Source organism: Pseudomonas sp. LARHCG127 (assembly GCF_052871455.1).
Genome location: NZ_JBIXJT010000006.1, coordinates 25,671 through 51,396, shown reverse-complemented (window position 1 = coordinate 51,396; position 25,726 = coordinate 25,671). Strand labels below are relative to the sequence as shown.

At 62.6% G+C, this 25,726-nt stretch carries 22 protein-coding genes; 10 read left to right on the top strand and 12 right to left on the bottom strand.

Translation table 11 applies throughout. The features are described from left to right. Positions 1–2 precede the first annotated feature (2 nt). Both ACIPQ1_RS12000 and ACIPQ1_RS11995 read left to right on the top strand, forming a co-directional pair. Positions 3–782, top strand: a complete 780-nt coding sequence (locus ACIPQ1_RS12000; RefSeq protein WP_446534165.1) for an amino acid ABC transporter ATP-binding protein — start codon at positions 3–5, stop codon at positions 780–782. 43 nt (positions 783–825) lie between these two features. Then, positions 826–2,436 (top strand): gamma-glutamyltransferase family protein, encoded by a 1,611-nt coding sequence (locus ACIPQ1_RS11995; protein ID WP_446534164.1) that lies wholly within the window; start codon positions 826–828, stop codon positions 2,434–2,436. Positions 2,437–2,456: 20 nt separating this feature from the next. Here ACIPQ1_RS11995 and ACIPQ1_RS11990 read toward each other — a convergent pair whose 3' ends face one another. The 3 genes from ACIPQ1_RS11990 to ACIPQ1_RS11980 form a co-directional block, all read right to left on the bottom strand. Continuing rightward, positions 2,457–3,473, bottom strand: coding sequence for an NADP-dependent oxidoreductase (locus tag ACIPQ1_RS11990; protein ID WP_446534163.1), 1,017 nt, complete (start codon positions 3,471–3,473; stop codon positions 2,457–2,459). 88 nt (positions 3,474–3,561) lie between these two features. After that, complete coding sequence (locus tag ACIPQ1_RS11985; RefSeq protein WP_250964378.1) at positions 3,562–4,350, bottom strand: SDR family NAD(P)-dependent oxidoreductase; 789 nt, start codon at positions 4,348–4,350, stop codon at positions 3,562–3,564. A gap of 69 nt (positions 4,351–4,419) precedes the next feature. After that, on the bottom strand, positions 4,420–5,514 hold the full coding sequence (locus ACIPQ1_RS11980; protein ID WP_446534162.1) for an alkene reductase: 1,095 nt from the start codon (positions 5,512–5,514) through the stop codon (positions 4,420–4,422). A 167-nt stretch (positions 5,515–5,681) separates the two neighbouring features. Here ACIPQ1_RS11980 and ACIPQ1_RS11975 point away from each other — a divergent pair, with 167 nt between their 5' ends. After that, positions 5,682–6,287, top strand: coding sequence for a TetR/AcrR family transcriptional regulator (locus ACIPQ1_RS11975; protein ID WP_250964376.1), 606 nt, complete (start codon positions 5,682–5,684; stop codon positions 6,285–6,287). 178 nt (positions 6,288–6,465) lie between these two features. On the opposite strand, the gene ACIPQ1_RS11970 is transcribed toward ACIPQ1_RS11975, so the two are convergent. From ACIPQ1_RS11970 to ACIPQ1_RS11945, 6 genes are all read right to left on the bottom strand, one after another. Beyond that, on the bottom strand, positions 6,466–7,458 hold the full coding sequence (locus ACIPQ1_RS11970; RefSeq protein WP_446534161.1) for a LacI family DNA-binding transcriptional regulator: 993 nt from the start codon (positions 7,456–7,458) through the stop codon (positions 6,466–6,468). 75 nt (positions 7,459–7,533) lie between these two features. Beyond that, entirely contained in the window at positions 7,534–9,036 is a 1,503-nt protein-coding gene (locus ACIPQ1_RS11965) for a glycoside hydrolase family 32 protein (RefSeq protein WP_446534160.1), read from the bottom strand. Next, a complete protein-coding gene (locus ACIPQ1_RS11960) occupies positions 9,033–10,172 on the bottom strand; it encodes an ABC transporter ATP-binding protein (RefSeq protein WP_446534159.1) in 1,140 nt (379 codons plus the stop codon). The genes ACIPQ1_RS11965 and ACIPQ1_RS11960 overlap by 4 nt, the downstream gene beginning before the upstream one ends. Positions 10,173–10,201: 29 nt before the next feature. Beyond that, positions 10,202–11,044 carry a carbohydrate ABC transporter permease gene (locus ACIPQ1_RS11955; RefSeq protein WP_446534158.1) on the bottom strand — a complete coding sequence of 281 codons (843 nt, stop codon included), beginning with the start codon at positions 11,042–11,044 and terminating at the stop codon, positions 10,202–10,204. After that, on the bottom strand, positions 11,041–12,003 hold the full coding sequence (locus ACIPQ1_RS11950; RefSeq protein WP_446534157.1) for a carbohydrate ABC transporter permease: 963 nt from the start codon (positions 12,001–12,003) through the stop codon (positions 11,041–11,043). The genes ACIPQ1_RS11955 and ACIPQ1_RS11950 overlap by 4 nt, the downstream gene beginning before the upstream one ends. Before the next feature lie 21 nt (positions 12,004–12,024). Then, positions 12,025–13,299, bottom strand: a complete 1,275-nt coding sequence (locus ACIPQ1_RS11945) for an ABC transporter substrate-binding protein (protein ID WP_250964371.1) — start codon at positions 13,297–13,299, stop codon at positions 12,025–12,027. A gap of 170 nt (positions 13,300–13,469) precedes the next feature. Between ACIPQ1_RS11945 and ACIPQ1_RS11940 the strand changes: the two genes are divergently transcribed. Then, on the top strand, positions 13,470–15,017 hold the full coding sequence (locus ACIPQ1_RS11940) for a carbohydrate porin (RefSeq protein WP_411384918.1): 1,548 nt from the start codon (positions 13,470–13,472) through the stop codon (positions 15,015–15,017). A gap of 387 nt (positions 15,018–15,404) precedes the next feature. On the opposite strand, the gene kdgR is transcribed toward ACIPQ1_RS11940, so the two are convergent. Beyond that, positions 15,405–16,187: a DNA-binding transcriptional regulator KdgR gene (gene kdgR / locus ACIPQ1_RS11935; RefSeq protein ID WP_250964369.1), complete on the bottom strand. Its 783-nt coding sequence runs from the start codon at positions 16,185–16,187 to the stop codon at positions 15,405–15,407. Between the two features lie 154 nt (positions 16,188–16,341). On the opposite strand from kdgR, the gene ACIPQ1_RS11930 reads away from it, so the two are divergent. The 6 genes from ACIPQ1_RS11930 to uxuA all read left to right on the top strand — a co-directional run bounded on the left by ACIPQ1_RS11930 (position 16,342) and on the right by uxuA (position 23,698). Further along, the gene (locus tag ACIPQ1_RS11930) at positions 16,342–17,343 is read left to right on the top strand and encodes a sugar kinase (RefSeq protein ID WP_446534156.1); all 1,002 of its coding nucleotides are present in this window, start codon (positions 16,342–16,344) and stop codon (positions 17,341–17,343) included. 4 nt (positions 17,344–17,347) lie between these two features. Next, positions 17,348–18,559: a D-mannonate dehydratase ManD gene (manD, locus tag ACIPQ1_RS11925; RefSeq protein WP_186631641.1), complete on the top strand. Its 1,212-nt coding sequence runs from the start codon at positions 17,348–17,350 to the stop codon at positions 18,557–18,559. A 56-nt stretch (positions 18,560–18,615) separates the two neighbouring features. Then, positions 18,616–19,647 (top strand): Zn-dependent oxidoreductase, encoded by a 1,032-nt coding sequence (locus tag ACIPQ1_RS11920; RefSeq protein ID WP_446534155.1) that lies wholly within the window; start codon positions 18,616–18,618, stop codon positions 19,645–19,647. Between the two features lie 78 nt (positions 19,648–19,725). After that, positions 19,726–21,018: an MFS transporter gene (locus ACIPQ1_RS11915; protein ID WP_411384915.1), complete on the top strand. Its 1,293-nt coding sequence runs from the start codon at positions 19,726–19,728 to the stop codon at positions 21,016–21,018. A 17-nt stretch (positions 21,019–21,035) separates the two neighbouring features. Further along, complete coding sequence (locus tag ACIPQ1_RS11910) at positions 21,036–22,493, top strand: mannitol dehydrogenase family protein (protein WP_446534154.1); 1,458 nt, start codon at positions 21,036–21,038, stop codon at positions 22,491–22,493. A 17-nt stretch (positions 22,494–22,510) separates the two neighbouring features. Further along, the gene (gene uxuA / locus ACIPQ1_RS11905) at positions 22,511–23,698 is read left to right on the top strand and encodes a mannonate dehydratase (protein WP_446534153.1); all 1,188 of its coding nucleotides are present in this window, start codon (positions 22,511–22,513) and stop codon (positions 23,696–23,698) included. A gap of 272 nt (positions 23,699–23,970) precedes the next feature. Here the strand turns inward: uxuA and ACIPQ1_RS11900 are convergent, their stop codons facing one another. Both ACIPQ1_RS11900 and ACIPQ1_RS11895 read right to left on the bottom strand, forming a co-directional pair. Beyond that, entirely contained in the window at positions 23,971–24,252 is a 282-nt protein-coding gene (locus ACIPQ1_RS11900) for a fructose-bisphosphate aldolase (RefSeq protein ID WP_446534152.1), read from the bottom strand. 554 nt (positions 24,253–24,806) lie between these two features. Next, positions 24,807–25,712: a LysR substrate-binding domain-containing protein gene (locus ACIPQ1_RS11895; RefSeq protein ID WP_446534151.1), complete on the bottom strand. Its 906-nt coding sequence runs from the start codon at positions 25,710–25,712 to the stop codon at positions 24,807–24,809. Positions 25,713–25,726: the final 14 nt, after the last annotated feature.

Sequence of the window (25,726 nt, the reverse complement as noted above, 5' to 3'; positions counted from 1 at the left end):
CCATGGCGCATAAAAGCGAAGAGTTGATCATCGAGGCGCTGGACGTTCACAAGTCCTTCGGCGAGTTGCAGATTCTCAAGGGCATCTCGTTGCAAGTGCGGCGCGGCGAAGTGGTGGTGCTGATCGGTGCGTCGGGCTCGGGCAAGACCACGTTCATCCGTTGCATCAACCTGCTGGAAGACATCCAGGGCGGACGCATCCGCGTCAATGGCCAGCCCATGGGCTATCGCGAACGGGCCGATGGCAGCCTGGTGCGCGAGTCGGAGCGCAACATCGCCCGGCAGCGGCGGGACATCGGCATGGTGTTCCAGCGCTTCAACCTGTTTCCCCACATGACCGCCTTGGAAAACATCATCGAGGCGCCGATCCAGGTGCTTGGAGTGACTCGCGCCGCCGCGCTGGAACAGGCTCGCGGGTTGCTGGAGCGGGTCGGCCTGGCGGACAAGGCCGATCACTACCCATCGATGCTCTCCGGCGGCCAGCAACAGCGGGTGGCGATTGCCCGGGCCCTGGCCATGAAACCCCAGGCCATGCTGTTCGATGAACCCACCAGCGCCCTCGACCCGGAAACCGTCGGCGAGGTGCTGCAGGTGATGAAGGAGTTGGCCGAGGAGGGCATGACCATGGTCGTGGTGACCCATGAAATGGGCTTTGCCCGGGAAGTGGCGGACCGTGTGGTGGTGCTCGACCAGGGCGAGCTGATCGAGCAAGGGCCGCCGGAGCAGATTTTCTGTCATCCGACTCATCCGCGCACCCGGGCGTTTCTCAGCCGCGTGTTGTGATATTCCCCGGCCACCGAATTCCTGTATTGAAGAGTTTTTTGCCATGCTTAAATTTTCAGCCCACGAGTACCCTTATCCGTCGCAGCGCCAGAGCGTTTTCGCCCGTCGGGGCATGGTCGCCGCGTCCCAACCCCTGGCGGCCCAGGCGGGCATCGAGATCATGCAAAAAGGCGGCAACGCCATCGACGCCGCCATCGCCACGGCGGCGGCGCTGACGGTGGTGGAGCCCACGGGCTGCGGGATCGGTGGTGACGCCTTCGCGCTGGTCTGGTGCAAGGGCCAACTGCATGGCCTCAACGGCAACGGCCATGCGCCGGCGGCCTTGAGCATCGAGGCGGTCAAGGCCGCTGGCCATGAAAAAATGCCGGTCTATGGCTGGACACCCGTGACGGTCCCGGGCTGCCCATCGGCCTGGGCCGAGCTGTCCCGACGCTTTGGCAAGCTGCCCTTCGCCGAGCTGCTGCAACCGGCCATCAGCCTGGCCCGGGACGGCTTTGCGCTGTCGCCGGTGGTTGCCCATCAATGGCAGATCGCTGTGAACGAGTTCGCACCCCATCGGGACGCCGTGCTGGACGCCTGGTTCGAGACGTTCCTGTTCGACGGCCGGGCGCCACGGGCCGGGGAGATCTTTCGCAACCCGGCCCAGGCGCGCACGCTCCAGGAGCTGGCCGACACCGCCTGCGAAAGCCTTTATCGCGGTGCCTTGGCTGAGCGCCTGGACGCTCACTCCCGGGCCGGCGGCGGCTACCTGCGCGCCTCGGACCTCAAGGATTATCGCGCCCAGTGGGTCGACCCTATACACGTCAATTACCGAGGCGTGGATGTCTGGGAAATCCCGCCGAGCGGGCAGGGCCTGGTGGCCTTGATGGCCCTGAAGATTCTGGAAGGCTTCGACTTTGATCAGCGCGACAGCCAACAGACCTGGCATCGTCAATTGGAAGCGATGAAATTGGCCTACAGCGACGGCCTGCACTACATCACCGACCCCCTGCACATGCGCGTGGCGGTGACTGACCTGCTCAGCGATGACTACAGCGCCCATCGCAGAGGGCAGATTGGCGAGCAGGCCCAACCGCCCGCGCCCGGCGACCCCCACGCCAGCGGCACGGTGTACCTGGCGACCGCGGATGGCGAGGGCAACATGGTCTCGTTCATCCAGAGCAACTACCACGGGTTCGGCTCCGGCGTGGTGCTGCCCGACAGCGGCATCGCCTTGCAGAACCGTGGGCAGGAATTCAGCCTCGACCCGAGCCACGCCAACTGCCTGGCCCCAGGCAAGAAGACCTTCCACACCATCATTCCCGGATTCCTTACCCGCGATGGCGAGGCCCTTGGCCCCTTCGGCGTGATGGGCGGCTACATGCAGCCCCAGGGACATGTGCAGATGGTCATGAACCTGGTGGATTTCGGCCTGAACCCGCAAGCGGCCCTCGACGCTCCGCGCTGGCAATGGCTGGGCGACATGAAGGTCGGGATCGAGCACGGGGCTTCACGGGACCTGGCCAATGCCCTGGCGCGCAGGGGGCATGAGGTTCAGATCGCCAGTGACCTGACCGACTATGGTCGCGGCCAGATCATCCTGCGCGACCCAGTCAGCGGTGTGCTGTGCGGTGGGACCGAACCCCGGGCGGATTCGCATATTGCGGTGTGGTGATGAACGTGGGCAAACGGGTTTCACTCATCGGCCATTCCTGAGTGGACATTGATGACGACCTTGCCCTTGGCGCGTCCTTGTTCGACGTAGCTCAAGGCATCGGCCGTCGCCTCGAAAGGGAAGGCTCGGTCAATCACCGGCTTGAGGCTACCTGACTCGACGAGCGTGCTGATCTCGCGCAGTTGAGCGCCACTGGCGCGCATGAACACGAAGGCGTAATTCACACCTTTTCGGCGGGCCTTGCGGCGGATGCCACTGCTCAACAGGCCCATGATCAGCCGCAGCGGCCAGGAAAATCCCTGGGCCTGGGCGAACTGCGGGGAGGGTGGTCCGGAGATGGAAATGAGCTGGCCGCCGGGCTTGAGGATCTTCAGCGACTTCTCCAGTTCATCGGCGCCCAGGCTGTTCAATACGACGTCATAGTCCTGCAGGACGCTGAAGAAATCCTGCTGCTTGTAATCGATGACAACGTCAGCTCCCAGCGCTTTGACCCAAGGCACATTGGTGGTGCTGGTGGTGGTCGCAACGAAGGCACCGAGGTGTTTGGCAAGCTGGATGGCGAGGGTGCCGACGCCCCCTGAACCGGCTTGGATAAAGACCTTTTGCCCTTTCTTCAATCCCGCGGTTTCCACCAATACCTGCCAGGCCGTCAGGGCGACCAAGGGCAGGGCGGCGGCGTCTTCCATGTTGAGGTTTGCCGGTTTCAGGGCCAGGGCATTTTCGTTCACTGCAATTTGCTCGGCAAAGGTGCCGATGTGCCCATCCGGGGCGCGGGCATAGACTTCATCGCCCGGCTTGAACTGATGGACACGGGATCCCACGCGCACCACGACTCCGGCCACGTCATGCCCCAAGGCCAACGGAAACGGATAGGGCAAGATCAGTTTGAATTCGCCTTTGCGGATCTTCGAATCCAGGAGGTTGACGCTGGCGGCGTGGACGCGGACCAGAACGTCGTGGTCAGCCACTTCAGGGGCCGGTACCTCGCCGATACGGCCACTGTGCTTGCCGTAGCGGTCGATTAGAAATGCCTTCATGGTGCTTGGTTCTCATAAGGGTCAGCAGGCTGGCCAGCCATCGAGGCATCCGGCGCGTTCCTTCGCGCCGGCGCCCGCTTGACGTCGATCACGCCAGGTCTTGATAGCGCTCGGCGACCTGGGACTGCTTGATTTGCCCGAGCAGGCCTTGGCGCGCCGCCTGCAAGGCATCCCAGCGCGCCTCTTCCTGCAAGGGCGGGATGGTGACCGGTTCGCGACGATCGAAGCCGACCAGCGCGGCATCGACCAGGTCAGCGACTTCCATGATTTCGTTCAAGGTGTTGATGTCGATGCCCGCGCGTTCCCAGATCTCGGTGCGAGTGGCCGCAGGCAGGACAGCTTGAACGTAGACGCCTTTCGGGGAGAGTTCCAGGCTGAGGCCCTGGGAGAGAAACAACACGAACGCCTTGGTCGCGCCGTAGACGGACATGCCGAACTCCGGTGCCAGGCCCACGACAGAGCCGATGTTGATGATCGCACCGTCACCCGCCTGGACCAGGCGTGGGGCGATGGCGCTGGCCAGCCGGACCAGCGCGGTGGTGTTGAGCGACACGAGGTGCGCGACGCTGTCGGTCGACTGTTCGATGAAGCTGCCGGACTGGGCGGCACCGGCGTTATTGACTAGGATGCCGATGCTGGCGTCGTCCCGTAGGCGAGCTTCGACGGTGGTCAGGTCGCTGATCTGGGTGAGGTCGGCCTGGAGAATGTCGACGGCAACGTTGTGCTCGCTGCGCAGCTTGGCGGCCAGCGCTTCCAAGCGCGCGCTGTCGCGGGCCACCAGGATCAGGTCATGTCCGCGTTGGGCAAAGCGCTGGGCATAGACAGCGCCGATGCCGGTGGAGGCGCCAGTGATGAGAACGGTTGTGCGAGTGTCCATGGGTAATTCTCTTTTTCAGGGGAAGTTAGCGCGCTGTTTTCCAGGTGCGCCGATGGGTTCTGGTCAGGATTACCGCGCGCTGGATTCAGCGAGCGTCGGGTAGTCGATGTAGCCCGCCGCACCGCCGCCGTAGAGCGTGGCGGGATTGAAGGCCGACAATGGCGAGCCGGTCTTGAGCCGCTCGACCAAGTCCGGGTTGCCGATGAACGGCCGGCCGAAAGCGATCAGGTCAGCCTGGTCTCCGACGAGACGCGCGGTGGCCAGGTCCAGGTCGTAGCCGTTGTTGGCGATGTAGGTGTTCCTGAAGCGCTGGCGCAATGAGCCGAAGTCGAAGGGGGCAACGTCGCGCGGCCCACCTGTCGCGCCTTCAACCACGTGCAGATAAACGATGTCCAAGGCGTTGAGCTGATCGACCAGGTAGTCGAACTGGGCCTGGGGCGCGCTGCTGGACACGCCATTGGCCGGCGAGACGGGCGAGAGGCGCAGGCCGGTGCGTTCGGCCCCGATTTCTTCCACGACGGCTGCGGTCACTTCCAGCAGCAGGCGAGCACGATTTTCAATCGAGCCGCCATAGGCATCGGTGCGCACGTTGGCGCCGTCCTTGAGGAACTGGTCCAGCAGATAACCGTTCGCGCCGTGGATCTCTACGCCATCAAATCCCGCCGCGATGGCGTTCGCCGCCGCCTGGCGAAAATCGTTGACGATCCCCGGTAACTCATCGATGTCCAACGCTCGCGGTTCGGAAACGTCCTCGAAACGGTTGTTGACGAACACCTTGGTCGCCGGACGCAAGGCGGAGGGGGCGACTGGGGCGGCGCCGTTTTCTTGCAGGTCGACGTGGGAAACCCGGCCGACATGCCACAGTTGCAGGAATATCCGCCCACCTTTGGTATGCACGGCATCGGTGACTTTGCGCCAGCCGTCGATCTGCGCCGGCGTGTAGATCCCAGGCGTGTCCTGATAGCCCTGGCCTTGCCGGGAAATCTGTGACGCCTCGGAGATCAGCAGGCCGGCGGACGCACGTTGGCTGTAGTAAGTGGCCGCGAACTCGCTCGGTACAAAACCTTGCCCCGCGCGGTTACGTGTCAGCGGTGCCAGGACCACTCGATTGGACAGTGTGAGATTACCCAACGTGTAGGGCGTGAACAGGTTCTGGTCGGTCATGGTGTCTTGTTTCCGTATGTTTGGAGAAGCGTTGTGGGCAGCTTGCCGACGCGAGCGGGGCTTTTCATTAGGATGATGACCGAAATCTAAATTGTCAACGAATTTGATTATGCTCGACATCTATGTATGATGTGAGCATGATTTCGAGCAGCACGAGGGAGTGAAAAATGCGCGTAACCAAGGCCCAGGCCCAGGCCAATCGGGAGCACATCGTCGAGACGGCCTCTGTCCTGTTTCGTGAGCGAGGCTTTGACGGCGTGGGTGTGGCGGATCTGATGGCGGCCGCCGGGTTCACCCATGGCGGTTTCTACAAACATTTCGGTTCCAAGGCCGACCTGATGGCCGAAGCGGCCGCGAACGGCCTGGCGCAATCGCTGACCAACAATGTGGGTATCGGCGTGCCTGAGTTCGTCAATGTCTATGTGTCCAGGGAGCACCGTGACGCCCCCGGCGGCGGTTGCACCATGGCGGCGCTGTGCGGGGATGCTGCCCGTCAACCGCCCGAGCTGAAGGCGACCTTTGCCAACGGCATCGAAAACACGCTGGCGGCGCTCGAAAGCCAGTACGACACCGGGCAAGAGGCGCCGCAGCTAGAGGTGAGGGCGAAGATGCTCGACATGTTGGCCCATGCCGTCGGCGCGATCATGTTGTCGCGGTCCTGCCCGGACGATTCCGCCCTGGCCGATGAAATCCTCGAGGTGTGCCGCGCCCGGATCATCGCGTCGTTGCCGCCAGCACCCGCGCAGCAGCCTGCCGTGGACACCGAATCATAAGCACCCGAGATCAATGTGGGAGCCGAGCTTGCTCGCGATGACGGCGGCACATACAACTTCAATGCAGCCTGACCCACCGCTATCGCGAGCAAGCTCAGCTCCCACAGGGATTGGAGTGATCATGATGCTGTTCACTTAAGCAAAAAGGTGCATCTCTGGCCACAGGTTGCCGACGGCCTTATAGCGATGCCCTGACCACCAGCGGGCAATCCACCGTTTGAGGGCCCGATACCTCAAGGGTCTCGATCAGGTGCCGGGCCGCCTGGCGACCGATCTCGTAGTAAGGCAGTTGCACCGTGGTCAATGGCGGCATGAACAGTTCGGCGATGCCGATCATGTTGTCATAGCCGAGCACCGCGACATCGCCGGGAATTTTCAAACCGCGGCCCAACAGCCATTGATAGGCACAAAAGGCGATGCGGTCGTTGCCGCAGACCAGGATGTCGAATTGCGGACGGCCGTCGACGATATGCCGGTCGAGAATCGCGGCGGTTTCACCGTAGGCATCGTGATCGGAAAGATCGTATTGCAGGAGTGCATCCGGCGCCAGCCCGAAGGCCTGGCAGGCGCGTTGCAGGCCTTGCTGACGCAGGCGCCAGGCCACACTTTTCCTGGGCAAATTGATGCACAGCGGGCGCCGGTAGCCTTGGCTCAACGCATGATGCACGGCGCGATATTGCCCGGCTTCATCATCCGGCACATAGCTGACCAACTGGTGGTCATCGGCCAGGCAATTGGCGAGCACCAGCGGTTTGCGCTTGAGTCGCTCGGGAATGCTCACCTGGCGCAAGCCCATGGCGCTGAAGATCAAGCCATCGGGACGGTGCGACAGCATCAGGTCGATGTTCTGGTCGGTGGGCGGGTTGCTCAGCAGGTTGAGGATGAACACATTCCAGCCCGCCTGCTGCGCGGTCTGCTCGATGGACAGCAGCAACTCGACGGCGAACGGCGTGGTCGCGGTGTCCAGTGCGAACACCCCGATGGTGCGTGCTTGCAGGTTGTCGCCGCGCATCCGGCGCGCCGACAGGCTCGGTACGAATTGCAGTTCATCGATGGCGCGACGGACCCGCTCGAGGGTTTCGGGGCTCAGTTTTTCCGGCGTGTTGAGCGCTCGCGAAACCGTCATCAGGGATACGCCGGCCAGCTGTGCAACGTCTTTCACGGAAGTCATGCGAAGTGCGGCCAGTCAGGTTGACGCCGAATCATGCCACAGCGCCCGCGCTTCTCGCGACTCGGATGACGTGACTCATAGCCAACCCGAGCCCAGCGGCCAGGCGTTGGCAATGGCGACGCGCCCGCCAGTGCCATTGGCCAACAATTTCACCCCGAGGCTGTCGGGCCGGGGATAGAGGCGACTGCTGAGGCTGAAACGGCCATTGTCCTCGAACACCTCGATGGACGAGCGATCGAGAAACACCCGCAGGTGCAGTTGTGTGTGTGTCGGCGCTATCGGCACGCTGCGCTGGCCGCTCACTTGCGCACCCGAGCGGCTGCGATCGAGCACCAAGCGTTGCAGGGTCGCGTCGTAGTAAAGCAGCGTCTGTTCCCGCTCATCGGCACTGCAGCGCAAGGCGATGCCCAGTTGGCCTTCGCTGCAACCGAGCAGATCCAGGTGCACATGGATTTCCAACCGGTCGCCTGTCACCTGCGGCACCCAGCGGCTGCCGGACTCAGCCCATGGCGCGACGCTCGGCAACGGCGCCTGGCGCAGCGCCGTCAGCTCTCGCGCCGGAAACACGCCAAGGCGATCGCCCTGCAATTCCAGCTCGCGGGGCAAACCGAGCATGCCGCACCAGTGATGGGCCTGGCTCGGCATCGGGCTTTCCCACATATCCAGCCAGGCCCACACCAGGCGCCGACCGTCGGCGGCCACCAGCGTTTGCGCGGCGTAGAAGTCGTGACCGTTATCCAGCTCGATGAACGGCCCGCCGCTGAAGTGCCAGTCGCTGTCGAGCTGGCCAATGCGATAACCGGTCTGGTACTTGTTGAGCCGTTCATAACCTTCGGGCTTCATGCCTTGCGGGGAATACAGCAGCACATCCCGTCCGTCCAGGCGAAACAGATCCGGGCATTCCCACATGTAGCCATCGTCCTCATTGCCGCTGGACACGTAGGCGAGAAATTCCCAGGTGTGCAGATCGGCGGAGCGGTACAGCGGCAGCAGCGGCGTGTCGCCCAGGCGTGCGCCAGCAATCAGGTACCAATAGCCGTCTTCCTGCCAGACCTTGGGGTCGCGAAAATGCATGATTGCCGCTTGCGGGGCGTGCTCGATGACGGCGCCATGCTTGACGAACCGGACGCCGTCGACACTGGTGGCCAGGCACTGGACCTGGCGGATGAAGCGTTCGTCACCGACGTCTCCCAACCAGGTGTGCCCGGTGTAGATTAGCGCCAGGGTGTCGCCACATACCACCGCGCTACCGGAAAAACAGCCGTCGCGGTCGAAGTCGTCGCCGGGTGCCAGGGCGATGGGCAGGTGCTGCCAATGGACCAGGTCGGCACTCTTGGCATGGCCCCAGTACATCGGGCCCCATTTGGCGTCGAAGGGGTGGTGTTGGTAGAACACGTGGTACTCGCCACGAAAGAACACCACCCCGTTAGGGTCGTTCATCCAACCCGTTGGCGGGGCCAGGTGATAGTCGGGTCGATAGTCATGGATCAGGTGAGGCAGGTTATCGATCAGGGCCTGCTGGGCCCTTTCGAGAGAGGCTGGCATTGGGTTGTTCATGTTCTTCAAGGACAAGGTCATAGGGCGCCCGCAGATGCCGGGCGTGGAGCGACGCCAGCAGGCAGGCTGTCGATGGTGCGGCGCTTCAACGCCGTGCCGTGGGCGTCGAATACATGCAGGTTGTCGATATCCAGTTGCAGCTCGACCCGGTCACCCACCCGCCATCCGGCGTTGACCTCGCAACGACAGACCATGGGCTCGTCCTGGCCAGTGTCGAGGTGCACATAGGTTTCACTCCCCAGGTATTCGACCGCGCTCACCACGAGGCCGGTCGTTCCCTGTGCCGCCTTGAGGGAGAGATGTTCCGGGCGAATCCCCAGGCTCAGTTGGGTATTCGCCGCCAGGCCCGAGCTGTCGACGGGCAGGGACGTCATGCCCAGCACCAGGCTTTCCACCTGGCTGGTTTCGCCCGGCGTATGCAGGAACGCGGCAATGAAATTCATCCGGGGTGAACCGAGGAATCCCGCGACAAAACGGCTGGCCGGACGCTCGTAGAGCTCCCGTGGCGAGCCGACCTGCTCGATGCGACCGCCATTGAGCACGACAATCTTGTCGGCCAGGGTCATCGCTTCGACCTGGTCGTGGGTCACGTAGATCATCGTCGAACCCAGTCGCCCATGCAGCCGGGCGATTTCGTTGCGCATCTGCACGCGCAGGGAGGCGTCGAGATTGGAAAGCGGCTCGTCGAACAACAGAATGTCCGGCTCCCGCGCCATGGCCCGGCCCATGGCCACGCGCTGGCGCTGGCCGCCCGACAGTTCCCTTGGCTTGCGTTGCAGCAGCTTGTCCAACTGCAGGATTTGCGCGGTTTTCAACACCCGCTCGCGCAGGCTGGTCTTTTCCGTCTTGGCCAACTTTAGGCCAAAGCTGATGTTGTCGTAGACGCTCATGTGCGGGTACAGCGCATAGGACTGGAACACCATGCCGACGCCACGCTCGCGCGGCTCCAGGTCGTTGACCCGGCGACCGTCGATCAGCAGGTCGCCGCCACAGATCGAATCCAGCCCGGCGATCAGGCGCAGCAGGGTCGACTTTCCGCAGCCCGAAGGGCCGACGAAGACCACGAACTCACCGGCCGAGATTTCCAGGCTGACGTCACGAAGAATGCGCGCGCCGCCCAATTGTTTGTTCACGTTGTCCAGCTTCAACTTGATCACGATGCTGTTCCTTCTTATCTGTGTTGGGCTCAACCCTTTAACGCACCGGCGGTGAGGCCGGAAACGATGCGGCGCTGGAAGATCAGCACCAGAATCACCAAGGGCACCGTGACCAGCACCGACGCCGCCATCAACAGGCCCCAGGGCAACTCATGGGGGCTGCCGCCGGAAATCAGCGCGATGGCCACCGGGACCGTGCGTTGCGAGTCGGTCAGGGTGAAGGTCAGGGCAAACAGGAACTCGTTCCACGCGGCGATGAAGGCCAAGAGGCCAGTGGTGACCAGTGCCGGCCAGAGCAGCGGCAACAGCACGCGGGTCAGGGTGATCCAGGGTGAGGCACCGTCCATGATCGCGGCCTCTTCCAGCTCATGGGGCAGTTGCCCCATGAAGGTGGTCAACACCCAGACGGTGAAGGGCAGGGTGAAAATCGTGTAGCTCAGGATCAACGCCCAAGAAGTGTTGTACAGGCCCAGGAAACGGATCACCTCGAACAGTCCCGACAGCACCGCGACTTGGGGAAACATCGAAACCCCGAGGACCATCATCAACACCGGACCGCGCCCGCGAAACTTCACCCGACCCAAGGCATAAGCGGCGGTCAGGCTGAGGAACAGCGCCAGGGTGACCACGCACAGCGCCACCACCAGCGAGTTGCCGATGGCCCGCAGGAACGAGGCCTGGTTGAGCACGGCGGCATAGTTGGAAAAGTCGGGATTGTTGATCCAGTAGCTCACCTGGAACAGGGCACTGGACGGCTTCAGGGACGTGACGATGGCGTAGTAGAACGGGAAGACCGCATACACCAGCAAGATTCCGATCAAGCACCAGAACCCGAGGCGCAACAGGGCTTTTTTCAGCAACCGCAGGCTCATGAGCGCACCTCCAGCTGACGGCGTCCGAGGTATAGATAAGCCATGGCGATCACCGCGACGACCAGGAACAGCAAGGTCGAGGCGGCGCTGCCGTAACCGACGTCCTGGAATTCCACCAGGTGCTGGCGGGCATACACCGACATGCTCATGGTGCTCGACGAGTTCGAGGTCAACACATAGATAACGTCGAAGACCCGCAGGGAATCGAGGATGCGAAAGATCGCTGCCACCAACAACGCCGGCATCAACAGCGGCAGGGTGACCCGCCAGAACACTTTCACCGGGTGAATGCCATCGACCCGGGCGGCTTCGTAGCAATCGTTGGGCAGCATTTGCAAAGCCGCCAACATCAGCAGGGTAACGAACGGCACGGTCTTCCAGACGTCGACGATGATCACCGCCCACATCGACAGGTCCGCGTCGGCGGTCCAGGCCAGGGGCGCGTCGATCAGGCCGAGGCCGAGCATCAGGTGATTGATGATGCCGAACTGGTCGTTGAGCATCCATGACCAGATTTTCGCCGAGACGATGGTCGGAATCGCCCAGGGAATCAGGATCAAAGCCCGCACCAACGCGCGTCCGTTGAACTGGACGTTCAGCAGCAGCGCCACCAGCAACCCCAGGACCATTTCCAATCCCACCGAGACCACGGTGAAATGCAAGGTGTTGCGCACCGCATTCCACCACTGTGGATCGACCAGGATGCCTGACCAGGCGGAACCGCTATAAAACAGATAGTTGCTCAAGCCGACAAAGGTCGCGTCGCCGGCGTCGGCCAGGCTGGCGTCGGTCAGGCTGAACCAGAACGTGCGCAACAGCGGCCAGGCGGCCACCAGGGCCAGGCAAAGCAGCATCGGGGCCAGGAACAGCCAGGCGGCGCGAACGCGACGGCGTTGTACCGGCGTTTCCCGGGTGAGCAGGTACTCGTCGTCAGGGGCGAGTGTGGTGGAGGCAGACATGGTGATTTCCTTCCTTGTGGCTTACCAGTTCCGGCGTTTGATTCGTGTGAGTTCGCTTTCCAGCTCGGCCAGGGCCTGATCCACCGGCCGCTCGCCCGCCAGCACGCCATGCACTTGATCGAAGAACGCGTTGGAGACCCGTGGATAGCGGTCGGCGGTGATCGAGGCGGGGCGCATGACCCCATCGTTGAGAATGCTGTGCAGTTGGCTGTAGTAAGGCATGGCCGCGAGCAACTCGGGATCCTGGTAGAGCGATTCGATCACCGGGTTATAGGCGCCTACCAGGGCGCGGTGTTTCTGCTGTTGGGCGCTGCTCAGGTAGCTCACCAGTTCGGCGGCGAGCTTGGGGTTGGCGCTGTAGCGCGACACCGCCAGGCCCCAGCCACCGAGGGTGGAGGCGTGGGTTCCCGTCGCGCCGCCGCGGGGCAGGGGCGCGACGCCGACCTTGTCCTTCACGGCGCTGTCCTGGCTTTGCACCAGGGCCCAGACATACGGCCAGTTACGCATGAACAGTGCATTGCCCGACTGGAACACACCGCGTCCTTCTTCCTCGGTGTAATTGAGCACGCCACGGGGGGCGATGTCGCCGACCCAGCTTTTGGCCAAGGTCAACGCCGCTCTTGAGGCCTGGCTGTTGACCACGATGTCGCCTTGGGCGTTGACCAGTCCGCCTTGCGGTTGACTGCTGATCCACTCCAAGGCATTGCACGTCAGGCCTTCATAGGCGCGTCCCTGGAACACATAACCCCAGGCGTTGGCGTTCCCGGCATCGCGCTCGGCTTGCTGGACAGCCCTGGCGGTCGTGGTCATTTCTTCCCAGGTCTGGGGCACGGGCTTGTTGTATTTCTCGAGCAAGTCCTTGCGGTAATACAGCAGCCCCGAATCGGTGAACCACGGCATGGTGACCAGGCGCCCGTTCACCGTGGCGTTGTCCACCTGGGCCTGGAAATACCCTTGGGTGGCGTCGGCAGGCAGCACTTCGCGCAGGTCCATCAAGTGTTTGGCCAGCATGCCCGGCCACACCATGTCGATCTGGATGATGTCGATATCGCTGGATTGTGCGCTGAGGATCTGCTGGTAGAACGACAGCCGCTCGGTCGCCGAGTTAGGCGTGGACACTACCTCGACGCTGTTGCCGGTCTGCTTCGACCAGGCCTCGACAGCCTCCTTGCACAGTTGCAATTCCGCGCCCACGGCCCCGCAGGAAATCGTCAGGTTGGCGGCCATCGACAGGGTTGGAAAGCCGACGCAAAGGCCGAGCAACGCCGCTGGAAGGAGCGATTTGAGCTGTTTCATAAAGCCCTCTTTATTTTTGTTTTTAGAAAAGTTAACGTTAACATCGCCAAATGTAGCAGTGTATTTGCGCTGAGGCATCCTTTTTTTCCTTCGGTTAGACAATTCATGACCTGGGCGAAAAAGGCCGTTCGCGGCAACAGAACAATAAAAACAAAACAGGGAAAATCCACATGCAGAAAGCATCAAGCTGGCTATTCGCAAGCGTGCTCGGCGTCTCGGCGACCACTTCTCAGGCCGCGACGCTGGAAGAGCGCATGGCCGCGTTCGAGGCCCGTGCCAGCGCAGCCGAAAAACGTGCCGCCGCCGCCGAACAGCAAACCCAGGCACTCGCCAGGGAATTGCAGCAAATCAAACTCGCCACGCCACCGGTTGTCGCCGCCGTTGCGACGCCAACGGTCGATGCCCGCCTGGCAAAACTCGAGGCCAGTCAGCAAGGCACGGAAAAGCCGGGCAGTGGCGCACACCTCACCGACGGCTTCAGCTTCAAGGGCTACGCCCGTTCCGGCTTGCTGATCAACGATGGCTTGGGCGGCGGTCGTGGCGGTCCGTACACCACCCCGGCCGGTTCTGTCGGCGGCGCCGTCGGGCGACTCGGTAACGAGGACGACACCTACATGCGCATCGACTTGTCGAAAGAGCTGTATGCGCAGAACGGCACCCGCTCCAAATTCACGGTGTCCATCGCCGATGGCGTGGAGAGTTCCAACGACTGGACCGCCGAGGAAAGCAACCTGAACGTGCGCCAGGTGTTCACCGAACTCGATCACCTGGCGGCATTCAAGGGCAGTTCGATGTTCGAAAACTCCACCTTGTGGGCCGGCAAGCGTTTCGACAGGGACAACTTCGACATTCACTGGCTGGACTCGGACGTGGTCTATCTGGCCGGCACTGGCGGCGGCATCTATGACATACAGATGACCAAGGACTGGCGCTCGAACTACTCGTTGATCGGTCGTAACTACGGGGATTTCAGCGAGGGCGGCGTCAATGCCGATGTGGAAAGCTACATCCTGACCTCCAATCAGTTTTTCGACGGCGGGCAGTGGCAGTGGATGTTCAACGCCATCGGCTCGAAGAAAAACGACGTCGGCACCCGCGTCAACGAAGCAGGGCTGACGCCGGCCGATTCCGGCTTGCACAGCATGGTCGCCAATCACCAGAAAAACTTCTTCGGCCGCGAAGGCTTCTTCAAGACGGCGCTGCTCTATGGCCAGGGGTTGGGGGCGGAGGTCAAGAATGTCGGCGCCGACGGCGAACTGATCGACGACGCCCGTGCCCTGCGTCTGGCGCTGTACGGCGAGACGCCGCTGGCGCCCAACTGGCGCATCGGCCCGAGCCTGCTGGCCGAGCAAAGCAAGGACCGTTACGTCAAGGGCGACGACTACCGCTGGATGACCCTCAACGTGCGGTTGGCCAACGAGATCAACAGCAATTTCGACATGGCCTACGAGATGAGTTGGCAAACCATGCAGCTCGACCCCAAGGGCTACCTGCAACGTAATGCGGTCGACGGCAACTTCTGGAAATTCACCGTTGCCCCGACTTTCAAGCCCGACTTGGGCGATCTGCTCACCCGCCCTGAGCTGCGCCTGTTCGCCAGCGTCATGAACTGGTCGTCGGACCTGGACAGGTACAGCACCACGGACGCCTTCGGCAAGACCGACTTCAACGCCGGCGGCACCTGGCAGTACGGCATCCAGATGGAAACCTGGTTCTGAGGCCAGTCAGTTGGGACCTGTGGGAGCGAGCCTGCTCGCGAAAGCGGAGGGCCAGCTTGCACTGATGTTGGATGTGCTGACGCCTTCGCGAGCAAGCCCGCTCCCACAGGTTTTGCGGTACACATGAATTTTGAGCCTGCTGAAGATCCATTGTGGGAGCGAGCCTGCTCGCGATAGCGGAGGGTCAGCTTGCAGTGATGTTGGATGTGCTGACGCCTTCGCGAGCAAGCTCGCTCCCACAGGTTTTGCGGTACACATGAATTTTGAGCCTGCTGAAGATCCATTGTGGGAGCGAGCTTGCTCGCGATAGCGGTGGGTCAGCCTGGGCAGATATTGGATGGGCCGTCGTCATCGCGAGCAGGCTCGCTCCCACATGGGGTTTTGCTGTTACCCCGCATGCCAACCCAACTGACGTGAAATCTGTTGGGTGGCTTGCATCAGTTGCTTGACGTAGTCCTGCTTCAACTCTTCCCGGAAGCGAAAGCACGGGAATGAAACGCTCATCCCGCCGATCACGTGGCCGAAACGGTCGCGGATTGGCGCGGCCAGGCAACGCATGTTGTCTTCGAATTCTTCATGGTCCTCGGCATAGCCTTGCTGGCGAACGGTCTCCAGTTCCAGCAGATACGCCTCGACGCTGGTCAGGGTGTTGGCGGTGCGGCGCTCGAAGCTTTCCAGCGCCAGGTGGGCGAGCAGTTCGTCTTCTTCGAGCCAGGCCATCAGCACCTTGCCGATGCCGGTGCAGTACAACGGCGCCCGCCGGCCGATCCGCGAGTACATGCGCAGGTTGTACTTGGAGTCGATCTTGTGCACGTAGACGATGCTGCCTTCGTCGAGAATCCCCAGGTGCACGGTCTCGCCCGTCAGCTCGTTGATCCTGCGCATCCCGGGCTCCGCTTCCCGGACGATGTCCAGGTGGGGCAGGGCCTGGGCGCCCAGTTCGAACAGCCGGACGCTGAGGCGATAGCGATCCTCGGCGTCCTGCACCACATACCCACGGGCCTTGAGCGACTGCAGGAAGCGATAGACCGTGGCCTTGGACATGTCCAGCTTGGTGGCGATTTCCGACACGCCGCTCTCTTCCGGATGCTCGGCCAGTGCCTCGAGCACCGCCATGGTCCGGCCCACCGCCGACACCAGATCGTTGTTTGGAATGACGCTGTTGTCCATGAAGGCTCCAACGTAAAAGTAAAACCCAAGGATATACGCTAGCAGAACAAAACGCTGTTTCATTTTTCCTTGACGAGGGCGGAAATCTGACTAGACTCGGGCCTTGAGATAAAAATGAAACGCCGTTTTAAAAATAAAGAAAAGGCGCGTAATGATGGATTTGACGCATAACCATGGCTCCGAGACCCGCTTCACTCGCCCGCTGAAGGTGGTGCTGGTGGGCGAGTGCATGATCGAGATGCGCGGTGAGCCGGGCGCCGCGATCACGCAGACGTTCGGTGGCGATACGCTCAACACCGCGGTCTACCTGGTCCGATTGAATCCCCGTGGCGCTGTGGCCGTGGACTACATGACGGCCGTGGGCAACGATGCGTTCAGCATCGCCATGGGCCGGTCCTGGCTGGCCGAAGGGATCGGTGACGCCCATGTCCGCGTGATCGAAGACGCGCTGCCCGGGCTGTATTTCATCCAGACCGATCCACACGGCGAGCGGCGTTTCCACTACTGGCGCGGGGAAGCGGCGGCGCGGCGCATGTTCGAAGGCCCCGAGGCCGACGCCATGCTCGAGGCACTGGCCGACTACGACTACGCCTACCTGAGCGGCATCAGCCTGGCGATCCTCACGCCAGCAGGGCGCCAACGCTTGATCGAGGCCTTGCACCGTGCGCGCCGGGCAGGCACGCGCATCGTCTTCGACAACAACTACCGTCCCCACCTTTGGCCCGATCCTGAAACCGCCCGGCAGGCCTACCGCGACCTGTTGCACCTGACCGACCTGGCCCTGGTCACCTGGGAAGATGACGCGGCGCTGTTCGGCTATCGCGACCCGGAGGCCTTGTTCAGTGCCTATGCAGAGGTGGGCGTGCGCGAAGTCGCCCTCAAGCGTGGCGCCGCCAGTTGCTTGATCCAATGCCCGACGGGGCGTTTCGACGTGCCCGCGCAAACCGTTTCCCATGTCGTCGACACCACCGCGGCCGGTGATTCGTTCAGCGCCGCCTACCTGGCCTGCCGCCTGTGCGGCGGCGATCCGGAGCAGGCCGCTCGCTGGGGTCATCGCCTGGCGGCCCAGGTCGTCCAATACCGGGGTGCGCTGATTCCCCAGGCGGCGATGCCGAACATGGGCGCGTCCTCACTTCCTTCTGTTGCACAGGTCTGACTTTATGAAAATCGTTGAAGCGCGCGTCATCGTCACCTGTCCGGGCCGCAACCTGGTCACCTTGAAGATCGTCACCGATGAAGGCATTTACGGCATTGGCGATGCCACCTTGAATGGCCGCGAACTGGCGGTGGTCGCTTACCTGGAAGAGCACGTCCTGCCCGCGTTGATCGGCCGCGATGCCCACCGCATCGAGGACATCTGGCAATACCTGTATCGCGGAGCTTACTGGCGTCGGGGGCCGGTGACCATGACCGCTATCGCCGCCGTCGACGTGGCGCTGTGGGACATCAAGGCCAAGGCCGCGAATATGCCCTTGTACCAACTGCTCGGCGGCAAGAGCCGCGAGCGGGTGATGGTCTATGGGCATGCCACCGGCAAGGACATCGAAGGCTGCCTGGACGAAGTCGCCCGTCACGTCGAGCTGGGCTATAAAGCCGTGCGTGTGCAATGCGGCGTGCCCGGCATTGCCACCACCTATGGCGTCGCCAAGCGCAGCGGCGAGCGTTATGAACCGGCCGACAGCGACCTGCCCGCCGAGCACGTGTGGGACACCGCCAAATACCTCAACTACGTGCCCAAGCTGTTCGCCGCCGTGCGCGAGCGCTTTGGTGATGACCTGCACATTCTTCACGACGTGCACCACCGCCTGACCCCCATCGAGGCCGGGCGCCTGGGCAAAGCCGTGGAACCGTACAACCTGTTCTGGCTGGAAGACTGCACGCCAGCGGAGAACCAGCAGAGCTTCCGGCTGATTCGCCAGCACACCACCACGCCGCTGGCCGTGGGCGAGGTGTTCAATTCCATCCATGACTGCCGCGAGTTGATCCAGGAGCAGTTGATCGACTACATCCGCACGACCCTGGTGCATGCCGGCGGCATTACCCATGTGCGGCGTATTGCCGATTTCGCCGCGCTGTTCCAGGTGCGCACGGGCTTTCACGGCGCCACCGACCTGTCGCCGGTGTGCATGGGCGCGGCCCTGCATTTCGATACCTGGGTGCCCAACTTCGGCATCCAGGAACACATGCCTCACGAAGAACGTATCGATGAAGTGTTCCCCCATGCCTATCGCTTCGAGGACGGCCACTTCACTCCGGGCGAAACACCGGGGCATGGCGTCGACATCGATGAAGACCTTGCCCGCCAATACCCCTACAAACGCGCCAGCCTGCCGGTCAACCGTCTCGAAGACGGCACGCTCTGGCATTGGTAAAGCAGTTCCAACCCTTTGAGGAAACGGGGCGAAAACGTCCCGCCAGGAGTGACCCGATGAAAGCGTTCCAGGTAAGAGCACCCTTCGAGTTCGGGCTGGCCCAGGTCGACCGACCCGAGGTCGCCCAAGGCGAGGTCCAGGTCGATGTGGCGTATGCCGGCATCTGTGGCTCGGACATGCACATCATTCATGGGCAGAACGCATTCGTGCGTTTCCCCCGGGTCACCGGTCATGAGTTCTCCGGGGTGATCCGGCAAGTCGGTGAAGGCGTCGAGCACCTGCAGGTGGGCGACCGGGTGTGCATCGATCCGGTGATCAGTTGCGGCACCTGTTACCCCTGCCGCATTGGCCGGCCCAACGTCTGCACGCGGCTGCAAGTGATCGGCGTGCACCGCGACGGTGGCTTCAGCGAACAGGTCTGCGTACCGGCCGAGAACGCCCATCGCCTGCCCGATTCGATGTCCCTCAGCCACGGCGCCTTGGTCGAACCTTATTCCATTGCCCTGAACGTGCTTGATCGGATGCAGCCGCAACCGGGCGACAGCGTGTTGATCTACGGTGCCGGGGTGATCGGCCTGACCCTGGTGCAGATGGCCAAGGCGTTGGGATTGACCGACATCACCGTCACCGATGTCATCGACAGCCGCCTGGAGACGGCGCGAGCGCTGGGCGCCAGCCGGACCCTCAACGGCCAGCAAGTCGATGTCGAAGCGCTGATGCTTGAGCACACTCAAGGCGAAGGCGTGCCGTTGATTGTCGATGCCGCCTGCATACCGGCACTGATGCCGCAGATGGTGCGCCTGGCCTCGCCGGCCGGGCGTATCGGATTGCTGGGCTTCAATGCCACGCCCAGTGATCTGGTGCAGTTGGAAATGATCAAGAAGGAACTGACCCTGGTGGGCTCACGGCTCAACAATCGCAAATTCCCGCAGGTGATCGAACTGATCGCCAGTGGCAAGTTGCAGGTCCAGGACCTGATCAGCCATCGCGTCACCTTCGACGAAATGCCCGGCGCCATCGACCTGATCGAACAGCACCCCGAGCAAACCCGAAAAGTGCTGGTGGAGCTGACGAACGCCCATCACTGAGCCGTCGCTACCACCGGTTTCACCGTGCCTGTCATGGGCACCCTCACCGAATAAACACAACAAGCGGGAGGTTCCACCATGTTTGGTCAAGGACGTAGCTTAATCATCATCATGCTGTTCCTGGCCGGGGTCATCAATTACCTCGACCGGTCGGCATTGTCTGTGGCGGCGCCTTTCATCCAGAAGGACTACGGTCTGAGCACGGGTGAGATGGGCATGATCTTCAGCAGCTTCTTCGTCGGCTATGCCGCCTTCAACTTCATCGGTGGCTGGGCCGCCGACCGTTACGGCGCCAAGACCACGTTGCTGTTGGCCATGGTCTTGTGGTCGCTGTTCAGCGGCCTTACGGTGCTGACGGTGGGCTTCGCTTCACTGGTGCTTATCCGGATTTTGTTCGGCATGGGCGAAGGACCGTTGAGCGTCACCACCAGCAAGATGGTGAACAACTGGTACACCCCCAAGCGCAGGGCGCGGGCCATCGGCGCATCGATGTCCGGTACGCCGCTGGGTGGCGCGATTTCCGGCCCGGTGGTGGGTTTCATTGCCGTCACCTACGGCTGGAAGGTGTCGTTCATTATCATCATGCTCGTCGGCCTGATCTGGGCGGCCGTGTGGTACAAGTTCGTCAAGGAGCGGCCAGAAGGAGAGGGCGCCGACGATATTCTCCAGGCCGAGGGCCAAAGCGAGCTGGCGGCACAACCGGTGTTCCCGCTGCGGTTCTACCTCAAGCAGCCCACGGTGCTGTTCACCTCCCTGGCGTTCTTTTCCTATAACTACACCTTGTTCTTTTTCCTGACCTGGTTCCCCAGCTACCTGACCATGGCCCACGGCCTGAACGTCAAGGACATGAGCATCGCCACGGTCATTCCCTGGGTGCTGGGTTTCCTCGGCCTGGCCCTGGGCGGCTTCATCTCCGACTTCGTGTTCAAGAAAACCGGAAAAATGATGTTCTCCCGCAAAGTGGTGCTGGTGACATGCCTGCTGGCCTGCGCCGTTTGCATCGCCTGTGCCGGGATGGTCAGTACCTTGTATCCGGCGGTGATTCTGGTCGCCTTGGCCGTGTTCTTCCTGTACCTCACCGGCGCCATCTACTGGGCGATCATCCAGGACACCGTCCCGGCGGCGCGAGTGGGTGGCGTCAGTGGTTTCATGCACTTCCTGGCGAACACTTCGGGCATTGTCGGCCCGACCCTGACGGGCTTCCTGGTGCAGTTCACCGGTTCGTTCACCAGTGCCTTCCTGCTGGCGGGGCTGTTGACCGTGATCGGTGCCGTGTGTGTGGCGCGCTACGTTAAACCGCTGTCGGTGGCGGATACCGGCCACGCGGCGGCGCAAAGCCCGCAAGCCGCTTCGGCCTTGGGCCGTTCCTGAACAGAAGGAGTGAGTCGATGCCTGTTGTGAACCGTGTACCTAGCACCGGCACTGCAACGCAGATCGGTATCGTGCACTTGGGCCTGGGGGCGTTTCATCGCGCGCACCAGGCGGTCTACCTGCAACGCCACCTCAATCGCCATGGCGAAAGCGATTGGGGCGTGTGCAGCGCCAACCTGCGCTCCAATCGCATTTTGGTCGAGCAGTTGCGCACACAGGACGGTCGCTACCACGTGGCCGAGTACCGCGACCGCGAGCAGGTGACGCTGCGCGAGATCGGGGTGTTGCGCCAGGCCTTGTTCGTGGGCGAGGGCGGCCAGGAACTGGAGCAGTTGCTGCAACGCATGGCCGCGCCGCAAACGCGGATTGTCACGCTCACCGTCACCGAAAAAGGCTACTGCCTGAGCCCGTCATCCGGGCAGTTGCGCCGCGAAGACCCGACGATTGCCCATGACATCGCCCATCCACACACGCCGCGCTCGGCCCCCGGCATTGTCCTGGAAGCCCTGCGTCGCCGTCGCGCCGCAGGCGTCCCGGCCTTCACGGTGTTGTGCTGTGACAACATGCCCGACAACGGCCAGCGCACCCGCCAGGCGGTGAGCGCATTGGCGGCGTTGCAGGATGAGGCGCTGGCGCAGTGGATCGAGCAACAGGTGGCCTTTCCCAGTTGCATGGTCGACCGCATCGTACCGGCCATGGACGACGAATCCTTCCGCCGGCTGGAACAGCAACTCGACTGTCACGACCGTGCGGCAGTGGTCAGCGAAAGCTTCAGTCAATGGGTGGTCGAGGACCACTTTCCCCTCGGCCGCCCGGACTGGGAAGTGGAAGGCGTGCAGATGGTGGAGGATGTGCGTCCGTTTGAAACGATGAAGCTGCGCATGCTCAATGGCAGCCATTCATTGCTGGCCTACGTGGGTTTATTGGCGGGTCATGAATTGGTCTTCGAGGCCGTCAACGATGGGCGGCTGGCGCGCCTCATCGAGCGCTACATGATGGAGGAAGCGGTGCCCACTTTGGACATGCCTGCCGGTATTGACCTCATGAAATATGCCGAAGATCTGCGGGCGCGCTTTGCTAACGACAGCCTGCAACATCGCTTGCGCCAGATCGCCATGGACGGCTCGCAGAAACTGCCGCAACGCTGGCTACTCGGCGCACAGCAGTTGCTGGACCAGGGCCGCGGCATCGACTGCACCGCCCTGGGCATCGCGGCATGGATCCACTACTGCACGCAGCCGTTGCCCGGTCGTCCGGCCCACGTGGTTGACGACCCGCTGAGCGCAACCTTTGCCGATCTTGCGGGACGCTTCGAGGGCGCCTCGCGGGTGAGTGCCGTTCTCGATCTGCAGGAAGTCTTCCCGCCGCCGCTCTCGGCTCGCCCGGCATTTCGCGACGCCGTGCACCGCGCCTACGACGCCTTGACGCGCGATGGCGTGGATAGCCTGTTGCACACCCTTGCCGCATCCAACTGATAAAAAGGAGAAGAAACATGGAACAGACATGGCGTTGGTTTGGCCCCAAGGACCCGATCTCCCTGGCGGACATTCGCCAGACCGGTGCGACCGGAATCGTCACCGCGCTGCACGAAATCCCCAATGGCCAAGTGTGGCCGGTGGACGCCATCGCGGCGCGCAAGCAGATGATCGAAACGGCCGGCTTGAGCTGGTCGGTGGTGGAAAGCATTCCGGTGCACGAAGACATCAAGCGCGGCTGCGGGCGACGCGACGAGTACATCGCCAACTACCAGCAAAGCGTGCGCAACCTGGCGAGCTGCGGCATCGATATCGTCTGCTACAACTTCATGCCGGTGCTGGACTGGACCCGTACCGACTTGTCCTTTGAGCTGGCGGATGGCGGCTGGGCCTTGCGTTTCGATCAGACCGCGTTTGCCGCCTTCGACCTGTACATCCTCCAGCGCCCGGGGGCGCAGGCCGAATACAGCGCCGAGGATATCCAGCAGGCCAAGGCCTATTTCGAACAGCTGACGCCAGCCCGGCGCGAAACCCTGGTCAACACCCTGATTGCAGGCTTGCCTGGCGCCGAGGAACACTACAGCCTGGATAACTTCCGTGACTTGCTGCGCACCTACGCCGACATCGACGAGGCCACGTTGCGCGAACACCTGGGGTGTTTCCTGCGCGCGGTGATCCCGGTTGCCGAGGAGGTGGGCGTGCGCATGGCGATCCACCCGGACGACCCGCCCCGGGCATTGCTCGGCTTGCCCCGGATCCTGTCCACCGCCGAAGACGCCCAATGGCTGCTGGACGCCGCGCCCAGCCCGGCCAATGGCCTGACGTTCTGCACCGGCTCCTATGGCGTGCGTGAAGACAACGACTTGGTGGCGATGGCCAAGCACTTTGCGCCGCGCATTTACTTCACCCACCTGCGCTCAACCCGCCGGGAAAGCGACCCACGCAGCTTCCATGAGGCTCATCACCTGGACGGCGACGTCGACATGGTCGGGGTCATCAGTGCCTTGGTGGCCGAAGAGCGCCGACGTGAACGCGAAGGCGGCCCGCGCTTGCCGTTGCGCCCGGACCATGGGCATCAACTGCTCGACGACCAGCACCGCAAAAGCAACCCCGGCTACTCCCTGATCGGCCGCCTTAAAGGCCTGGCGGAAATCCGCGGGGTTGAACTGGCCGTGCGCCGGCAGCTGGACCGAGCAGCACACTAATCCTGTGGCGAGGGAGCTTGCTCCCGCTGGGCTGCGCAGCAGCCCTAAAACCCGGCACCTCGGTGCATCAGGTCGATCGCATTCAGGCGGTTTGGGGTCGCTACGCAACCCAGCGGGAGCAAGCTCCCTCGCCACGGGAGGTAAACTCCTGAGAAATGCTCGGGCTACCGCAATACCCTGTGGGAGCGAGCTTGCTCGCGATAGCGTCGGATCAGTTGTATCGATGTGGACTGACCCACCGCCATCGCGAGCAAGCTCGCTCCCACAATGGCTCAGCCTTCGAGCCCGCGCCGCTCGATCACGCCGAACACATCCGCGACATCCTGCACCAGGATCCGCGCGACATTGGTGATGGTGTTGAGGTCGCTGGCCGCTGAATCACGCAGGCTGCTGCAAGCCACCAAGGTCAGGTAGTCGAGCGTGGCGTGCAGGCGCTCGCTGGCACAGGCATGGAGTTCGGGGAGTGGGGCTTGGGTGTCGATCAGCAGGACGGGGTGGGTGGTGGCGGTTTGGGTCAGGGGGGTGAAGCGTTGATCCAAAGTATTCTGGCGCATAGTTATTCATTCCTCATATCAAGAAAGATAGCTACTGCAATTCGCTGCGAAACGAACGGGTGGTAGCTGCATGTGGGTTCGCAGACCGAGGATACGAGGAACTCGGCAGACCCGAAGATCTCCCACACACAGCCACCATAAGTGACGTTGAACGCCAAACGCGCCCATTGTTACTTTTATGATGCCTGGTTGCCAGCGTATCTATCGGGCTGCGAAACCCAGCCACCGGCCAAAGCCAGCGACGCCCCAACTATAGAAGCCGATCCCGGCACCCACAACCGACCTGTAGGACGCCCGCTCCCCCTGTGGCGAGGGAGCTTGCTCCCGCTCGACTGCGCAGCAGTCGCAAAACCGGTGCCTGCGGTGTACCTGGCGAAAAGAGGCACCTGGTTCGGGGCCGCTTCGCGCCCCAGCGGGAGCAAGCTCCCTCGCCACGGGAAGTAATTTCCTACGAGATTTTCGGACCGCCGTTGGGCGCGCTCCAAAGCGCATAAGGCGTCTCCCGGCTAACGCAATTCCCCTGTGGGAGCGAGCTTGCTCGCGATGGCATTCGATCAGTCAACATCGATGTCGGCTGACAGGGCGCTATCGCGAGCAAGCTCGCTCCCACAATGGGTTAGCAACCAATCAACAAAAACCTGCGTCTCAGCCACCGCACTCCCGGAAACACCGTAGTAATAACGAGCCAGCGACATGCGCAACGCCGGCAGTGGGCAGGCCAAGCGCCCGTTGGACAAATCCCGACCCAGCAGCGAAGCCGGGCACAACGCCACGCCCAGGCCATCGACGGCCGCCTGCAGCACCAGGTGCATGTGATCGAATTGCAGGGTCGGCGGGTTGTTCAATGGATCGATCCCGACGTGCTCCACCCAATCCTGCCAATCGTTGCTGCGTGTCCTGCCCGATAACAAGGTGTGCCGGGCCAGGTCGTGGACGCTTTCCAACGGTACGTTTTGCAGCAACGACGGGGCGGCAACCAGCAGCAGGTCGTCTTCCAGTAACAGGGTGGGCTGCACCTCGGCCGACCAGCCAGCATCTCCGCGCCGAATGACCACGTCGAACGATTCCCTTGAGGGATCTGGAGACCGGGTGCTGGTGACGACCTCGGGCTTGATATCCGGGTGGCGCGCCATGAAGTCCGGCAGCCGAGGGATGAGCCAGCGCACCGCGAAGGAAGGGCGCACGTTGATGGTCACTTTGCGCTGGGCCGCATTGCGCGTCAGCGCGGTTGCGGCGTTGGCGATTTGCGTCAGGGCCTCGCTGACCTGTTCGTAGAAAATTCGACCCGCCGGGGTGAGCAAGGATTGCCGGGTTCGACGTTCGAACAGCAAAACGCCCAGGCGCTCTTCGAGCAACTTGACGTGACGGCTGACGGCGCTGTGGCTGACGTGCAGCTCTTCGGCGGCGCGACTGAAGCTCTGGTGGCGAGCGGCAGCGGCGAAGGCGCGGACGGCGTTCAACGGGGGAGGTTGGC

What these genes read in the sequence shown, in the direction of transcription:
- ACIPQ1_RS11900 (WP_446534152.1), bottom strand. Translation starts at nt 24,252, where the DNA reads ATGCGCCAGAATACTTTGGATCAACGCTTCACCCCCCTGACCCAAACC.
- ACIPQ1_RS11990 (WP_446534163.1), bottom strand. Translation starts at nt 3,473, where the DNA reads ATGAAGGCATTTCTAATCGACCGCTACGGCAAGCACAGTGGCCGTATC.
- ACIPQ1_RS11950 (WP_446534157.1), bottom strand. Translation starts at nt 12,003, where the DNA reads ATGTCTGCCTCCACCACACTCGCCCCTGACGACGAGTACCTGCTCACC.
- ACIPQ1_RS11920 (WP_446534155.1), top strand. Translation starts at nt 18,616, where the DNA reads ATGAAAGCGTTCCAGGTAAGAGCACCCTTCGAGTTCGGGCTGGCCCAG.
- ACIPQ1_RS11970 (WP_446534161.1), bottom strand. Translation starts at nt 7,458, where the DNA reads ATGACTTCCGTGAAAGACGTTGCACAGCTGGCCGGCGTATCCCTGATG.
- ACIPQ1_RS11995 (WP_446534164.1), top strand. Translation starts at nt 826, where the DNA reads ATGCTTAAATTTTCAGCCCACGAGTACCCTTATCCGTCGCAGCGCCAG.
- ACIPQ1_RS11975 (WP_250964376.1), top strand. Translation starts at nt 5,682, where the DNA reads ATGCGCGTAACCAAGGCCCAGGCCCAGGCCAATCGGGAGCACATCGTC.
- ACIPQ1_RS11980 (WP_446534162.1), bottom strand. Translation starts at nt 5,514, where the DNA reads ATGACCGACCAGAACCTGTTCACGCCCTACACGTTGGGTAATCTCACA.
- manD (WP_186631641.1), top strand. Translation starts at nt 17,348, where the DNA reads ATGAAAATCGTTGAAGCGCGCGTCATCGTCACCTGTCCGGGCCGCAAC.
- ACIPQ1_RS11915 (WP_411384915.1), top strand. Translation starts at nt 19,726, where the DNA reads ATGTTTGGTCAAGGACGTAGCTTAATCATCATCATGCTGTTCCTGGCC.
- ACIPQ1_RS11940 (WP_411384918.1), top strand. Translation starts at nt 13,470, where the DNA reads ATGCAGAAAGCATCAAGCTGGCTATTCGCAAGCGTGCTCGGCGTCTCG.
- ACIPQ1_RS11955 (WP_446534158.1), bottom strand. Translation starts at nt 11,044, where the DNA reads ATGAGCCTGCGGTTGCTGAAAAAAGCCCTGTTGCGCCTCGGGTTCTGG.
- ACIPQ1_RS11945 (WP_250964371.1), bottom strand. Translation starts at nt 13,299, where the DNA reads ATGAAACAGCTCAAATCGCTCCTTCCAGCGGCGTTGCTCGGCCTTTGC.
- ACIPQ1_RS11985 (WP_250964378.1), bottom strand. Translation starts at nt 4,350, where the DNA reads ATGGACACTCGCACAACCGTTCTCATCACTGGCGCCTCCACCGGCATC.
- ACIPQ1_RS11930 (WP_446534156.1), top strand. Translation starts at nt 16,342, where the DNA reads ATGGATTTGACGCATAACCATGGCTCCGAGACCCGCTTCACTCGCCCG.
- ACIPQ1_RS11965 (WP_446534160.1), bottom strand. Translation starts at nt 9,036, where the DNA reads ATGACCTTGTCCTTGAAGAACATGAACAACCCAATGCCAGCCTCTCTC.
- kdgR (WP_250964369.1), bottom strand. Translation starts at nt 16,187, where the DNA reads ATGGACAACAGCGTCATTCCAAACAACGATCTGGTGTCGGCGGTGGGC.
- uxuA (WP_446534153.1), top strand. Translation starts at nt 22,511, where the DNA reads ATGGAACAGACATGGCGTTGGTTTGGCCCCAAGGACCCGATCTCCCTG.
- ACIPQ1_RS12000 (WP_446534165.1), top strand. Translation starts at nt 3, where the DNA reads ATGGCGCATAAAAGCGAAGAGTTGATCATCGAGGCGCTGGACGTTCAC.
- ACIPQ1_RS11910 (WP_446534154.1), top strand. Translation starts at nt 21,036, where the DNA reads ATGCCTGTTGTGAACCGTGTACCTAGCACCGGCACTGCAACGCAGATC.